12 protein-coding genes are annotated in these 14,308 nt (G+C 60.8%); 9 read left to right on the top strand and 3 right to left on the bottom strand.

All coding sequences use genetic code 11. From position 1 onward, the window contains the following. Positions 1-114 precede the first annotated feature (114 nt). From BUB53_RS15805 to BUB53_RS15795, 3 genes are all read left to right on the top strand, one after another. On the top strand, positions 115-1,536 hold the full coding sequence (locus tag BUB53_RS15805) for a calcium-binding protein (RefSeq protein WP_073035766.1): 1,422 nt from the start codon (positions 115-117) through the stop codon (positions 1,534-1,536). Between the two features lie 97 nt (positions 1,537-1,633). Further along, complete coding sequence (locus tag BUB53_RS15800) at positions 1,634-2,590, top strand: glycosyltransferase family 2 protein (protein WP_308424330.1); 957 nt, start codon at positions 1,634-1,636, stop codon at positions 2,588-2,590. Positions 2,591-2,982: 392 nt separating this feature from the next. Next, positions 2,983-3,636, top strand: coding sequence for a hypothetical protein (locus tag BUB53_RS15795; protein ID WP_143163242.1), 654 nt, complete (start codon positions 2,983-2,985; stop codon positions 3,634-3,636). A 183-nt stretch (positions 3,637-3,819) separates the two neighbouring features. Here the strand turns inward: BUB53_RS15795 and BUB53_RS15790 are convergent, their stop codons facing one another. From BUB53_RS15790 to BUB53_RS15780, 3 genes are all read right to left on the bottom strand, one after another. After that, positions 3,820-4,812 carry a hypothetical protein gene (locus BUB53_RS15790; protein WP_073035760.1) on the bottom strand — a complete coding sequence of 331 codons (993 nt, stop codon included), beginning with the start codon at positions 4,810-4,812 and terminating at the stop codon, positions 3,820-3,822. A gap of 3 nt (positions 4,813-4,815) precedes the next feature. Then, entirely contained in the window at positions 4,816-7,059 is a 2,244-nt protein-coding gene (locus BUB53_RS15785) for a glycoside hydrolase family 99-like domain-containing protein (RefSeq protein WP_073035757.1), read from the bottom strand. Between the two features lie 147 nt (positions 7,060-7,206). Next, positions 7,207-8,031 (bottom strand): ABC transporter permease, encoded by an 825-nt coding sequence (locus BUB53_RS15780; RefSeq protein ID WP_229709569.1) that lies wholly within the window; start codon positions 8,029-8,031, stop codon positions 7,207-7,209. 233 nt (positions 8,032-8,264) lie between these two features. On the opposite strand from BUB53_RS15780, the gene BUB53_RS15775 reads away from it, so the two are divergent. The 6 genes from BUB53_RS15775 (at position 8,265) to BUB53_RS15750 (ending at position 14,248) form a co-directional block, all read left to right on the top strand. Beyond that, positions 8,265-9,371 (top strand): KpsE/RkpR family capsule polysaccharide export protein, encoded by a 1,107-nt coding sequence (locus BUB53_RS15775; protein WP_073035755.1) that lies wholly within the window; start codon positions 8,265-8,267, stop codon positions 9,369-9,371. Between the two features lie 19 nt (positions 9,372-9,390). Then, entirely contained in the window at positions 9,391-10,122 is a 732-nt protein-coding gene (locus tag BUB53_RS15770) for an ABC transporter ATP-binding protein (RefSeq protein WP_073035753.1), read from the top strand. A gap of 182 nt (positions 10,123-10,304) precedes the next feature. Continuing rightward, positions 10,305-11,405 carry an NAD(P)/FAD-dependent oxidoreductase gene (locus BUB53_RS15765; protein ID WP_073035750.1) on the top strand — a complete coding sequence of 367 codons (1,101 nt, stop codon included), beginning with the start codon at positions 10,305-10,307 and terminating at the stop codon, positions 11,403-11,405. Continuing rightward, on the top strand, positions 11,380-11,694 hold the full coding sequence (locus BUB53_RS15760; protein WP_229709568.1) for a (2Fe-2S)-binding protein: 315 nt from the start codon (positions 11,380-11,382) through the stop codon (positions 11,692-11,694). The genes BUB53_RS15765 and BUB53_RS15760 overlap by 26 nt, the downstream gene beginning before the upstream one ends. Then, the gene (locus tag BUB53_RS15755) at positions 11,681-13,072 is read left to right on the top strand and encodes an FAD/NAD(P)-dependent oxidoreductase (protein WP_073035745.1); all 1,392 of its coding nucleotides are present in this window, start codon (positions 11,681-11,683) and stop codon (positions 13,070-13,072) included. The genes BUB53_RS15760 and BUB53_RS15755 overlap by 14 nt, the downstream gene beginning before the upstream one ends. 126 nt (positions 13,073-13,198) lie before the next feature. After that, entirely contained in the window at positions 13,199-14,248 is a 1,050-nt protein-coding gene (locus tag BUB53_RS15750; protein WP_073035743.1) for a calcium-binding protein, read from the top strand. Positions 14,249-14,308: the final 60 nt, after the last annotated feature.

Below are 14,308 nucleotides of genomic sequence, written 5' to 3'. Positions count from 1 at the left end.
GTTTCCTAAAATCCGGGCATTTCGGATTTGCCTCAAACCTGTGTGACTTCACCGCCGGACGTTCACGGAATCTCAATGCCAAATGCCGACTTTCCCCGGCGGGAGGTGCTGACAATGACGCAAAACGGAACGGTCATATCCGGGCTTGGCGGCCCCGAAGGCTATGGCGAACTCATGGTGCCGCGCAACGACGACGGGTCCCTGCAACTGGATGCCAGCCTCATATTCGGGGCGGGCTTCGATTTTTTCGGCTCGCTCCATGCGGCGGACAGCCTGTTCGTCAACACCAACGGCACGCTGTCCTTTGGCGCGGCCCTTCCCGCCTATCCGACGCCTGAGAACGAAATCCTGTCTCGCGACGTGATCGCGCCGTTCTGGGGCGATGTCGACACCCGCCTGGATGGCGAGGGCGCGGAAAGCGGTGCGATCTGGGTCGACCTGTCACCGCAAACCGGAACCCTGACCGTCACCTGGCACGATGTCGGGGTGTATCGCCGCAATGGCGACCTGACCAATACCTTTCAGGTCCAGCTTATCGACCGCGGCAGCGGCGATTTCGATATCGTGTTCCGGTACGAGGCGCTGGATTGGGCCGTGGGCACCGCCGAAAACGATGCCGGGGCGCGTATCGGGCTGGCGGCAGGGGGGCCATCCGCGCCCGGCTGGCTGTTTACGCATGAGCAGAACAGCGATCTTTTGCACCTGCCGGGGATCGCCGGGAATACCGGGGTCGCAGGGCTGTGGCTTTACGAAATGCGCGGTGGCGCGGCGTCCCTGCCTTCGGATACACCGCCCGACCCTCCGGTTCTGCCCGATCCTCCTGGCCCACCCGACCCTCCTGATCCAGTCGATCCGTCGGACCTGCCCGAGCATCTGATCGGCACCGACGGCAATGACATCCTGCGCGGCAAAGGCGGCAATGACACGCTGGAAGGGCTCGACGGGCGTGATACGCTGTCGGGCGGCGACGGCGACGACCTGATCTTCGGCGGCGCGACCGAACTGGACCGCGGCGATGTGATCTATGGCGGTGCGGGGAATGACTACATCGATGCGGGGTACGGGAACGATGAGGTGCACGGCGGCACCGGCGATGACACGCTGATCGGCTCATATGGCAGTGATACGCTCATCGGCAACGCTGGCGACGACCGGATAAATGGCGGGGCCGGCGCTGACTGGATCTATGGTGGCGACGGGTTCGATTTCATCAACGGGGGCTTTGCCCATGATCGCCTGAACGGCGGCGCGGGCGGGGACACGTTTTTTCACCTCGGGGTTGTCGATCACGGCAGCGACTGGATTCAGGACTATAACGCTGACGAGGGCGATATCCTGCAATATGGCGGCGAATCCACTGGCCCGCATCAGTTTCAGGTAAACTACGCCTCAAGCGGGGCGAGTGACGATGCGGTGGACGAGGCCTTCATCATCCACAAGCCGACCCGCCAGATTCTGTGGGCGCTGGTCGATGGCGAGGCGCAAACCAGCATAAACCTGCGCATCGGGGGTGAAATATTCGATTTGCTGGCGTAACGGGGGCGCTGCGTCATGATCTTTTCAGGCCCGTCCAAAAGGACTATGGGTCTGCCGGTATGGGCACATGCCGCCCCTGTAGCCGGAGGCCGGTACGATCAAAACAGAGTGTCAGATATCCGGCAGGACACCGGCGGTTGCCGTACTGCTCGCAACCTGGAACGGGGCGGCCCGCCTTCAGGCGCAACTGGACAGCTTCGTCGCCCAGACATTGCAACCCGCCCTGATTCTGGTCAGCGACGATGGCTCGACGGATGAAACCCGCGATATCGTCCGCGCCTTCGCAAATGCGCATCCCGCGCTGAACGTGACCCTGCTCGACGGGCCCCGCAAGGGCGCCGCGCAGAACTTTCTCAGCCTGATCCGCGCCATCCCCGAGGGAATCGATTTCGCTACCTTGTCCGACCAGGACGATGTCTGGCTGCGCGACAAGTTGCAGCGCGGAGCGGATGCGCTGACGGGCGCGGCCCGCCCCGACGATTGCCTGCTCTATTGCGGGCGCACCTGGGAATGTAACGCCGAACTGCGCGACATGCGGATATCGCGCCCCTTGTGCCGGCCGGCGGGATTTCGCAACGCCCTGGTCCAGAACATCGCCAGCGGAAACACGATCATGCTGAACCGGCCCGCGATAAAGCTCGCGCAGGCCGCCAGTCTCGAGGCGCGCAAACCCGTGGTGCATGACTGGTGGCTCTATCAGATCGTCACCGGCGCGGGCGGCACGGTGCTGTTCGATCACGCGCCGCTTCTGATGTACCGGCAACACGAGGGCAACCTGATCGGCGCCAATCGCGGCTTTCAGGCCAAAAGGAAACGGCTGCGCTTCATGCTGGCCGGGCGTCTGCGCCGCTGGAACACCATGAATATCGACGCCCTCAGCGCATCGGCCCATCGGCTGAGCCCCGAGAACCGCCAGATGCTCGAGGATTTCGCCACCGGGCGCAACGGCAGCCTCTGGGCCCGCCTGGCCATGATCCGGCGAAACGGCCTTTATCGGCAAGGCAAACAGGGTACGCTGTCGCTCTATCTGGCGGCCGCCCTGCGCAAGCTGTGACAGGTTGGTGTCTCTGGCTTCGGTGTATTGTCGTGCCAGCTGTTGCCTTATGGACGCGCAAGTAACTGCGGGCGGGTACTCAAAACATGCTCGTTTCGATGCAGGATATGCAGGGCCCGAACCTAAATCGACTTTTCACCGGTCGGGCTTTATGGTGCAGCATCAACCGGGTTTCATGATTTGGTAACGAGGGACAGATGGCAACGGTTTGGCTGCATATCGGGCAGGGCAAGACAGGTACGACCTCTATACAGGCGTATCTTCAAAGCCTCGGGGATTCCGGAGAAATCCTTTACCCTCTTCAAGGGCAGCATAATGGCAACAGGGCGCATCATGGATTTTTTCCCTTGTCCGCTCGGGATGGGATAAAATGGAAACAAGCGCAAAGCCAGTTGGCTGAAATGCTGGCGGCGTATCGTGGGGATGCGCGGCCCTTGGTGCTGTCATCGGAACATATGTGCTATCTGTCGGCTCCGCAGGTTGCCGATATCGCCGGGGGTCTGTCCGGGCGGGATGTGCGGATCGTCTATTACGTACGTCCGCAACCGGATTTGATCGAAAGCACCTATAAGACCAAGGTGATGCAGGCCAATGTTCGGGTTGCGCCCTTTCACGAATGGTTGGAAAGGTCGTGGAAAGCATTCGACTACCGTCTGCGCATCGCGCCTTGGCTCAAGGCGTTCGGGCAAGAGGCTATTCTCGTGCGGCCCTACCTGTCCGGAGCAATGGATGTTGCCGTGGATTTTGCCCGGTTGACGGGGTTCAGCCTCCCGAATGAGCAGCGGGCGATAAGGATGAGGCCCTCGCTTGATGCGCGCTCGATTCTGATCTTGCACGAGTATGATCGGCTCTTTCCGGGCAAGCTGAAGCGAGACGGCATGATCGAGGCGTTGCGCAAGGTCGAGCAGACTACAGGCAAAAGCAGCTTCCGTTTTGTCGATGAGGAACTGAAACTACGCATTCTGGACTATTACCGCGACAGTAATATCCGGTTCTCCAAAATGTTCCTGCAAGACTCCGAGGCACCCGACCTGCTGACAGGCTGAACGGCGGCACAGGTGGGGATACGTTCTTTCACACCGGATTTGCCCGCAGAACCGGTAACAACAGGCAACTCCCTTCGTTCATCAGCTTTGCCGTAATCCAGTGCGGCAAAGCTGTCCCATCGGACAGGATGGGGCCGGCTGTCAGCTTTGCGCCGGGCATTGGCCGGTTGGCGCGATGGCCTTTCAACCGTCTATTCTGTCCTGAAACAATGCACGTGACAGGCGCACCCAGAAATGTCCATTCAACATATTACGCGAGATGGTATTTTCCCCGAGACTCGCATTGCTGAGCCTGAACCCCGGTTGTACGGGCGCGCGGCGACTGACGAGTTTTTCGTTCAGGGGCCTGAAATGTTTCTCCATCGCATTAATCTCCCCTGCGGAAAAAATGGTGCTTTTCTCGTAATCCCCGAACGTTCCTTTCAAGGCCGTGGTCGCCATTCTTATCAGCCATGGCGGAGTCACTTTCGGGTTCGCAAGCGTGTTTGCCGCCCAGTTGGCCAGCGGTTCGGGCGAAACATTCGCGTTTCCGTGTTCCAATGGAGTCAGGTCATCGGCGCGAATGGGAATATCAAGGTAGCGCAGATATGTTCCTACGATCCCACCTTCGCTTTTGCAGCTTTCGGTATAGTCGACAAAAGTGATCTCAAAGGGGTCAAAGACTTTTTCAAGCTCGTCTAATAGCTTGTTGTAATCAACCCAAAGGCCATCAATCACACCATTGTTGATAGCTTTTTTGACCAGTTCCGGGGGGCGCTCAGGCAAGCGGCGCTTCGAGATTTCCAGATAAGCAGATTGTATGAATTGCCATTGCGTTCTCAGAGTGCAGATGATCTCGATCCGATCAAACGGTGAAAGTATCTGTCGGATCTCAGCCAAATCCACCCTGCCTTGACCGCAGCGTGAAAATTCTTCGGTCGAAAGAAATACCGTCATATCGGTATTCGCATAATCATGGACGATTTTGTTCAGGGCCGCCCGGCTACCTTCGGGAAGCCGATAGGCCGGGGGCAACGGGGTCCAGTCTCCGACCAGCGCATGGTGTGCCGTGATCGTTCCAAGCTTCGGATAGGCCACTTTGCAGGCGGCAAGTTTTTCCGAATTGTGGTGAAAAATGTTTTGAACGGTAGTCGTGGCCGTCTTGTGCGTACCGATGTGAAGAATCACTCGTGCCATTTGCTAAAGCTCCGATAGTTGCGCGTCCGCGCCGGTATGATCGGCCAGAACCTTCAGGTACATGTCGTCCCATATGACACTGGGTTCCAACATGGCCTTTTCGGCCCATTCGTTCCAGGCGTTGACGAACAGCTCCTGCCGGTACGATCCGCTCAGCCGCGTTTGCGTCAGGTCCAGCAGCCACCGGTTGAAACTGGCGGGGTTCGCGCCATAGGCGATATGCGCATTCAGGTCGCGCCGCGCGGTGTTGTCCCAGCTCGGCATGACACCGCAGATCGTGTTGCCGGGCAATGCCCCGGTATATTCGGGCGACATCGCGTTCGCGATCACCTTGCGGTAATCGTAGACCAGTCCCTCGAACCCGCCCTGAATGTCGCGCTCCAGAATATTGCCCGCCGAGCCGCCGAACAGGTAATCGTCCTTGGTTACCAGACCATGCGGCGGCATCTCGATCCAGAAATCGAACAGATCGGAGTCGACCGGCGTGTCGCCCGCGGTATGGAAACAGACCGCGCCCAGTTCGACCTCGCCGATCCCGGCCTCGCGCCATGCCGTGCGCATCCGCGCCACGCTGGCCGCCGGGTCGGGCATGTCCTCGGGGCGGTAGATGACAAAGCGGGGGCGGGTGCCGTCGGGCCGCTGATAGCGCGGGTCGCGCATATAGGGCAGGCTGTCCGCGACAAGCCGCTCCTCGAACCCCTCGGCATAGGTCTGCTCCAGCAGTACGCTGCCCGACAGCCCGTCCCAGTTGCGCCGCCAGCTTTCGTTGGCCCAGCACAGGTAGAAGGGAAAGTCGATGTCGGGGCGTTGCAGAAGGTTGTCCAGCGGCGCCTCCAGCACGCGGCGACCGTCGAACCAGTAATGATAGACACAGAACGCGTCGATCCCGGCGGCCCGCGCCACCCTGGCCTGCTCGCCCATGGTTTCGGGAACCCGCAGGTCGTAAAACCCCAGGTCCGACGGCAGGACGGGCTGCGTATGCCCCTCGAAAAACGGCTCCGCCCCCACCGTGCCGCGCCACTCGGTAAAGCCCTTGCCCCACCACGCGTCATTCTCGGGAATGGGATGAAACTGCGGCAGGTAAAAGGCGGACACGAAGGCGGGCCGCAGCCGTTTTGGCGCCGGTTTGCTCAGGGCCTGCTGCAATTCGGTGGTCTGCACCACATGCTGCCCGGCGGCCCGCGCCAGGATACCGATGGCGCGTTCCATCGCATGAGCCAGGGTGCCATCCACCTGCGCCTCTTCCGGGTCGAAATGCCCGGCGCGCAGCTTCATCGCCTTCAGCATCCCGATCATCAGCGGTTTCATCCAATAGATCGACCCGGCGGGAAAGGACAGGTCCGCGCGCCCGATCTCGATCTCCACCCGCCGCAGCAGGCTTTGCGTGGCCTCGAAATTCGATCCCCACCAGCGCGGGTCGCTGTAATGCTGCCCGTCGGCCACCCAGAAGGCGGCGGTCGGATCGGACAGGAAGGCGCTCAGCAGATGCTCCAGCCCCTCGTCCGGCAAAACCCCGTCGATCAGGTGCCGCCGCCAGATGTCGCCATCCTCGCGGTGCGGGGATTTCTTGGTGTGGATCTTGCACACGGCCTCGTACCCGTCCAGCGCCCCGGCATTCACCAGCCGCAGGAACGGCAGGATATCGCGCCCGCGGTTCTCGACCGGGTGCACGAAGGCGCGCGGAAAATCGCGGCGGATCTCCCCGGCCAGGTCGTCGGTCTCGTCACCGCGATAGGTCAGGGTCACGAACACGTCGAAATCGCCGGGCAGTCGGCGCAGCCTGTCGGCGAATTCCGGCCACAGGTCGGGGTAATAGACATGCATGACAACCGCCACACGCCCCCGCGCGCGCGTGCGGTCGAACCGCGGCAGGCGCGGGGTGTCGTCCGGCATCTTCTCGACCTTGGGCAGGTCCTTGTGAACGCGCTGTTCCGCGTGCCCGCCCCGTATCCAGTGCAGCAGCGGCGATACCTCTTCCCCGGCCACGTCCGGGTTGTAGCGCAGATAGGCCCAGGGCGAAAAATCCGGGTTCGGACGATAGCCGCGCTTTTCGCCGTAAACGATGTAATGGCGCAGCGGAAAGCGATGGAACAGCGGGTGAATGTCGGGATAGGCGCCGGTGTAATAGACCGGGTCGAAAAACCCCGATCCGCGCGCCGCCTTGTAAAGGGCGCGTTCCTCTCGGGTCAGGCAGAAAATCCTCAGAAAGCGCAAAAGCCGGGCGGCATGCCCATTGGAAGACGACATTATCTATTTCACAACCCAGTTCAACTTTACCCGGCCCATAGCAACCCCCCCCGACAGAGGCAAACGAAACCCGACACCGCCGCCATAATTGCAGGTCCGCGCCGATACATCTCTCAGCGGTTGTGCATTGTGACAGGGCGGCGCGGATCAGCGCTCGTCGATGATCATGCGGTGATAGCGATGCAGCAGCAACACCCCGGACACGGCGCAAACCAGAGAGATCAGGTAGACATAGACGGACGAAACAAGGGGGGCATCGTAGGTGGCATAGAACCCCGCGCGCATCTGCATGATCACATGCGCAACCGGGTTATACAGCAGGATATCGCGATAGGTGGCCGGCAGGTTGTCCATCAGGAAGAATATCCCCGACACGATGAACAATGGCCGCGTCAGAATTTGCCAGACCTGTTGCCAGACCGGGAACATGCTCATCAGGAAACAGTTCAGAATCCCGATGCCAAAGGTCAGCGCGGTCAGCATCGCCCATGCCTTGAAGATTTCGGGCAGGTTCAGAATGACGCGCAGATCGAACATGGTGACGATCCCCGTCATCAGGATGATGAACACTAGGAACGAGGTCAGCGTGTTCAGCAGGAACCGCGCCAGAATGGCATCCATCAGCGTGACGTTGGGATAGGTCAGCAACGGTTTCGAGAACCGGATCGCGATGCCCATTTTCTGGTTCAGCCCGTTGAAATGGCTCAGCACGATGAACCCGGTGGCATAGAACAGCGCAAAGCTGGTGCCGATGGGCGGCGAGCGAAACGCATAGGAAAACACGATCGACAAAAGGGCGATGCCGCCGACCGGTTGCAGGACTTCCCAGATATAGCCGCCCGGCGATCGCCCATAGGTGGTGGACATCTCCCGCAGGATCAGGGCAAAGATCGCCCGCGCCGCGGCGAAACGGCGCTGCGGGCGGGGCCGGGGGGGCGCAATATGGCCGATTATGTCGGACAGGGCCTTCACTCCAGGGGCTGTTGTGCTAGACGTGCCTTGTTGTATTGGGTCGCCTATCGCGTGTAAACTCGGAATGCTTCCGTGACAGGAAGGTCAGAAAAAGGGCTGTTACGATTTCCCAGGTCTCTCCACAAACCACCCCCGTAAAAAACGCGCCACAGCCCGCCGCGCAGGCGGCGAAGGAGCCCGCGAAAGCCGCCAATGACAAGCGTAAGACACCGGGGCTCGCGGGCATTGCGCAGATGCGTCCGCGTCACTACGGCATTCTCGCCAGCTTCGTCATTCTGGTGCTCGTGCCATTCGTGCTCTGCGTGTTCTACCTGTTCGTCATCGCAGACGATCAATACGCCTCGCGCGTCGGCTTTGCCGTGCGTTCCGAAGAAATCAACAGCGCGCAGGATCTGCTGGGCGGGATTTCGAGTTCGCTGTCGGGGACCAGTTCTTCGGACGCCGATATTCTATATGAATTCATCCAAAGCCAGAATCTGGTCGAACGCGTGAACGCCGATCTCGACCTTGTCACGATGTATACCGTGCCGTCTTTCGACCCGGTTTTTGCCTACCACCCCACCGGCCAGATCGAAGACCTGGCCGAGTATTGGAAAAGGATGGTTCAGGTCTCCTATGACAGCAATACCGGGCTGATCGCGCTGCGGGTCAATGCCTTCCGCGCCGAGGATGCCCGCGCCATCGCCGAACGCATCGTCGCTGAATCCACCCGCCTGATCAACGACCTGTCGGCCATCGCGCGCCAGGACGCCACGCGCTATGCGCGCGCCGAACTCGAACTGTCGCTCGAACGGCTCAAGGGGGCCCGCGAAACGCTCACCCAATTCCGCAGCCGCACGCAGCTTGTCGATCCCAGTGCCGATATTCAGGGCCAGATGGGCCTGCTCAACTCGCTCGAGGCGCAGCTGGCCGAGGCCAATATCGAACTCAACCTGTTGCTGGAAACCTCGCGCGAGGGCGATCCCCGTGTCAGTCAGGCGCGCCGACGTATCGCCGTCATCACCAACCTGATCGAAGAGGAACGCACCAAGTTCGGGTTCGGCGGCACCACCCGCGCCGACGGTACGGATTACTCGACGCTGGTGGGCGAATTCGAGCGCCTGATGGTCGATCTGGAATACGCCGAGAAAAGCTATCTCGCGGCGCAGACCGCGCTGGATACCGCCCTGGCCGAGGCGCAACGTCAAAGCCGCTATCTGGCCACCTACACGAACCCGACCATGGCGCAAAGTTCGCGCTATCCGAAACGGTTCCTGCTGTCGGTGATTGCCGGTGCTGTCCTGCTTTTGTCATGGGCCTTGCTGGTGCTGGTCTATTACAGCCTGCGGGACCGGCGCTGAGCCATAGGGGGCGGACGCAATGATCGAACTGCGTAACCTGTGCAAGACCTACCATCTCAACGGCGTGTCCAAGACCATCGCCAACAATATCAGCTTTACCTTTCCCACCGGTTCCAGTGTCGCCTTGCTGGGGCGCAACGGCGCCGGCAAGTCCAGCATGCTCAGAATGATTGCCGGCACGATGGACCCCGACAGCGGCCAGATCGTTTCAAGCGGTACGATCTCATGGCCGGTCGGGTTTGCGGGGTCGTTCCATCCGGATCTGACCGGCGCGCAGAATGTTCGCTTCGTCGCGCGCATCTACGGTGTGGACACCGATGAGATGATCGCCTTCACCCGCGAGTTCGCGCAGCTCGAAGGGCATTTCAATCTGCCCCTGCGCACCTATTCCTCGGGGATGAAATCGCGGCTGGCCTTCGCCATGTCCATGGCCGTGCCCTTCGATACCTACCTGATTGACGAGGTCACCGCCGTGGGCGATGCGGCCTTCAAGCAGAAAAGCGAGGCAATGCTGCGCAACCGCCTGCAAAACAGCGGCGCGGTCATCGTCTCGCATTCGATGCCCTTGCTGACCCGCCTGTGCGAGTCCGGTGTCGTTCTGGATCGTGGCCGGTTCTTCTATTACCAGAGGATCAACAAGGCGATCGAGCATCACGAACACGTCATGCAGGGCCGCCTGCCGCCGTGGATGCGCCGGAACAGGGGCAAGGGCAAGAAAGCCGCCGGTCACGCATTCCCGCGCGAGGACTGATCCGCGCCGAACTGTTCGGCCGATGATGCGGCGATGGTTGAAATCGGGTCTCGGCGGCCCGCGATCGGGGCCGGTTTGCGTCCATGATGGGTGCAAATTCGCAATACCACCCTGTATTTCGTACAAAACCCGCGTACAGATTGTACGAATTGTACGAAACTCCGCAGCACAGGGGGGCGGGCATGCAGGCAGAGTACGCGATCATCGGCGGCGGCGTTGTCGGCCTCTCCATCGCGTGGGGCCTTCTGAAAAAAGGCCGTAAAATCATCGTGCTGGATGGCGGCGACACCGCTTTCCGCGCCAGCCGGGGCAATTTCGGGCTGGTCTGGGTACAAGGCAAGGGTCTGACCCAACCCGCCTACACCCGCTGGACCCAACACTCCGCCACCGCCTGGCCCACCTTCGCCGCCCGGATTTCCGAGGCGACGGGCCATGATCTCGCACTGCGCCAGGACGGTGGTTTCGATTATCATCTGAGCGAAGAAGAGCTTGAAAACAAAGTAAAATCTTATGAAAAACTGCGTGAGGAACTGAACGGAAATTACCCGTTCGAGGTGCTGGGTCCCGCTGACCTGAAACGCGAAGAGCCCAATATCGGCCCTGCTGTCGCGGGCGCAATTCTGCATCGTCAGGACGGTCACGTGAACCCTTTGCGCTTGCTCAGGGCACTGTCCGACGACGTCCGCCGCATGGGCGGCCCCGTTCTGACCGGTAAGCAGGTCACCGATGTCGACAAGCCCTCGGGATTTCGTCTGACCTGCGCGGATGGAAGCGTGTTCGAGTCCGAAAAAGTCATTTTTTCCGCAGGGTTAGGTGGAATCGAGCTTGGCCCGAAAATGGGATTCAGGGCCCCGATGCGCCCTCAGCGCGGGCAGGTTCTGATCACCGAAAAGCTGCCGAAACTGATGAACCGCCCCTCCGGCATCATTCGTCAGGTGGACGAAGGGGGCGTTCAGATCGGCAACAGCAAGGAAGAGGTCGGATATGATGATGGCGTCACCACCGACACCATCACCCGCATCGCCGCCCGCGCCACTCAGGTCTTTCCCGATCTCGCCCGCGCGCAGGTCGTTCGCGCGTGGGGCGCGCTGCGGATCATGTCGCCTGACGGGTTACCGATATATCAGGAAAGCCATGAATTTTCAGGGGCTTATCTTGTGACCTGCCATAGCGGAATTACCCTTGCCGCGGCCCATGCCATGTCTTTGACCGACTGGCTGGAAGGCAATGACTCCGCCCCGGATCTGGAGGTGTTCAGTGAACAACGCTTTGCCGTTTCATGATCTTTCGCCCGATACCGCATCTCTTGTGAACGTGCGGTTCGACGGGACGGAATACGCCTTGCCCGAGGGCGCCAACCTGGCCGCGGCACTTCTGGCCGCCGGCGTGACGGTGTTTCGGACAACCCCGACATCGCAGGCCCCGCGCGCACCCTATTGCATGATGGGGGCCTGCTATGACTGCCTCGTGAAAATCGACGGTACGACCCGTCAGGCCTGTATGACAGAGGTGCGGAAAGGTTTGATCGTCGAACGCGCCCATACCGCAGGAGGTGTGGATGAAAACGGCTGATCTGATCGTTATCGGTGCTGGCCCGGCTGGCATGGCCGCCGCATCCACCGCCGCCGATGCGGGCCTGAGCGTTCTGTTGCTGGATGAACAGCCCCGTGCGGGCGGGCAGATTTACCGTGATGTAAAACGCGCCGCCACTGTGCGGGGCCATATTCTGGGGCAGGATTTCACAGAGGGCCTCCCGCTTGTAGAAGGCATTGAAAAACAAGGGATTACGCAGGTTTTCGGCGCAACCGTCTGGAGCATCGACGCCACAGGGAAGGTCGCCTGTTCGGTGAACGGACAGGGGATTGTTGCACGAGGGCTGCGTGTCCTGCTGGCCACCGGCGCACTGGAACGTCCCATGCCCATTCCCGGCTGGACCTTGCCGGGTGTGATGACGGCTGGCGCAGCGCAGATATTGCTCAAGCAATCTGGTTTAGTGCCCAAGCGGGCGGTTCTGGCCGGGTCCGGCCCGCTGCTCTACCTGATTGCGGCGCAGATGGTTCGCGCTGGCGTCCCTCCGCTGGCATTAGTGGAAACCCAGGTGCGAGGCGATTTCATTGCCGCCCTCAGGCATTCCGTTGGCGCGCTGCGAGGTTGGCGGTATCTGCTCAAGGGATTGAAAATGCTGCGTGAAACAGAGCGAGCCGGTGTGCTGCGCTATCGCGGGGCAACGGGGATCGCCGTGGAGGGGGAGCGTCAGGCCAAGGCGCTGACATTCACTGCATCCGGCCAATCGCACCGTATCGCTTGCGATACCGTGTTGCTGCATCACGGCGTCGTTCCCAATACGCAGGCGGCTCGTTCGCTTGGTGTCGATCACGTCTGGAGCGATCGGCAGGCGTGTTTCGTTCCCCGTCCGGATCAATGGGGCGGTACCGGTCATGACCGTATTCTGATCGCGGGTGACGGGGCGGGTATCGGCGGTGCCAGGGTGGCCGAAATCGCGGGTCGGCTTGCCGCACTCAGGGTCGCGACGGATCTGGGCCGGATGACCGGACCGGAGCGCGATGCACAGGCCGCGCCTTTGTTTCGGCAACGGAACAGGGAACTGGCCGTGCGTCCTTTTCTCGATACGGCCTATCCGCCCTATACCGGCGCGCTTTCGCCGGATGACGGCACCATCGTTTGCCGCTGCGAAGAGGTGACTGCGGGTGATATCCGCCGTTTTGCACGGCTGGGGTGCAAGGGCCCAAATCAGGCCAAGGCCTTTGGCCGCGCCGGTATGGGGCCTTGTCAGGGTCGATATTGCGGTTTGGCCGTCAGCAGCCTTTTGGCGCAGGAAAACGATGCCACGCATGATGGGACAGGGTATTTTCGCGTTCGCCCGCCGCTGAAACCCGTCACTTTGGGCGAGTTGGCGGCGACGGAAGATCAAACCGGCCGGGCCGGGTAGTGTAAAAAAACCATTGCCCAAGCACCTGCGTCCCGCTTCATGGGGTGTTAACCACTATCGCGAGATAGGTTTGACTGGTTTCGGGCTTTGTGGCTCAGTTTCAGGCGGTAAGTGTGGAATGGTGCGATGCTGCTTTTTGCAGGTCTTTTAGGTATGATGGCTGTCGGGGCTACGGCGTTTTTCGGGTTCGATATGGGCGCGAATGACGATGACGGCAGTATGATCAACCTGCCGCTGCCCGAGTCCGCGGGTGGGTCCTCTGGCGGTGACGATCTGCTGACCGACCCCGAGGACGAAGCAGAGCGTGATCCGCCGCCGGGCTCTCCGGCGCCGCCCGGTGGCAGTAGCGCAGCCGGGCAGATCGTATCGGGCGGGCCTTCGGCGGATGTCATGCAGGGAACTCCCGGAAACGATCAGATGAATGGCTATGCCGGGGCCGATCAGGTATTCGGCGGGGCCGGAAACGATCAACTGTTCGGCGGTCTCGGCGCTGATACCATTGACGGGCAGGCCGGGAACGATACCCTGCACGGCGGTGCGGACAATGACAGCCTAATGGGCGGCCCCGGTAGCGACCAGTTGTTCGGCCATGACGGGGACGACACGCTCTCGGGCGATGACGGCGACGACAGTCTTGTGGGTGGCGCCGGAAACGACCTGCTTTTTGGGCGGGATGGCGCGGATGCGCTGCATGGTTATTTGGGCGACGATATGTTGGATGGCGGCCTCGGGGCCGATACGCTGTTCGGGGGGTGGGGTGACGATACTCTTATCGGTATCACCGACGATGATGATCTGCCCGGCATTCAGGATCAGGATGAAGGCGATTATCTGAATGGCGGAGACGGTGACGATCTGATCCTTGCGGGGCGTGACGATATCGTCAGCACCGGGAACGGTTCGGATCGCGTCGTGCTGGGAGAGTGGTTGTCGCAAGACCATCAGGCCGAGATCAGCGATTTTTCGGTGGCCGAGGATTCGCTGATGGTGATTTACGACGATATCGCCAACCCCGACCCCAAGGTGGCAATCGAACAGGATGACACCGATGAGACCCGTCAGCATGTTGTGCTGAATGGCGTGCGTATCGCCGCTTTGGATGGGGCCGATGGGCTGTCACTGGAACACATCACCCTGATTGCGGAAAGTACCTTTGGCACGCTCATGACCCGCTGAACCCTGTTGGCAATTTTCGCTTTCATTTTTCCCTGATATCTTCTAAACGCACGCATCCCC

Origin of the sequence: Roseovarius pacificus, assembly GCF_900142665.1 — a bacterium.
GTDB classification, from domain to species: Bacteria; Pseudomonadota; Alphaproteobacteria; order Rhodobacterales; family Rhodobacteraceae; genus Roseovarius; species Roseovarius pacificus.
Note: the sequence above shows the minus strand (reverse complement) of the source record. Positions and strands in the feature narration are given on the sequence as shown.

Coding starts and splice junctions, on each gene's coding strand:
- BUB53_RS15805 (WP_073035766.1), top strand. CDS start 115: ATGACGCAAAACGGAACGGTCATATCCGGGCTTGGCGGCCCCGAAGGC.
- BUB53_RS15790 (WP_073035760.1), bottom strand. CDS start 4,812: ATGGCACGAGTGATTCTTCACATCGGTACGCACAAGACGGCCACGACT.
- BUB53_RS15785 (WP_073035757.1), bottom strand. CDS start 7,059: ATGTCGTCTTCCAATGGGCATGCCGCCCGGCTTTTGCGCTTTCTGAGG.
- BUB53_RS15775 (WP_073035755.1), top strand. CDS start 8,265: ATGCGTCCGCGTCACTACGGCATTCTCGCCAGCTTCGTCATTCTGGTG.
- BUB53_RS15770 (WP_073035753.1), top strand. CDS start 9,391: ATGATCGAACTGCGTAACCTGTGCAAGACCTACCATCTCAACGGCGTG.
- BUB53_RS15765 (WP_073035750.1), top strand. CDS start 10,305: ATGCAGGCAGAGTACGCGATCATCGGCGGCGGCGTTGTCGGCCTCTCC.
- BUB53_RS15755 (WP_073035745.1), top strand. CDS start 11,681: ATGAAAACGGCTGATCTGATCGTTATCGGTGCTGGCCCGGCTGGCATG.
- BUB53_RS15750 (WP_073035743.1), top strand. CDS start 13,199: ATGCTGCTTTTTGCAGGTCTTTTAGGTATGATGGCTGTCGGGGCTACG.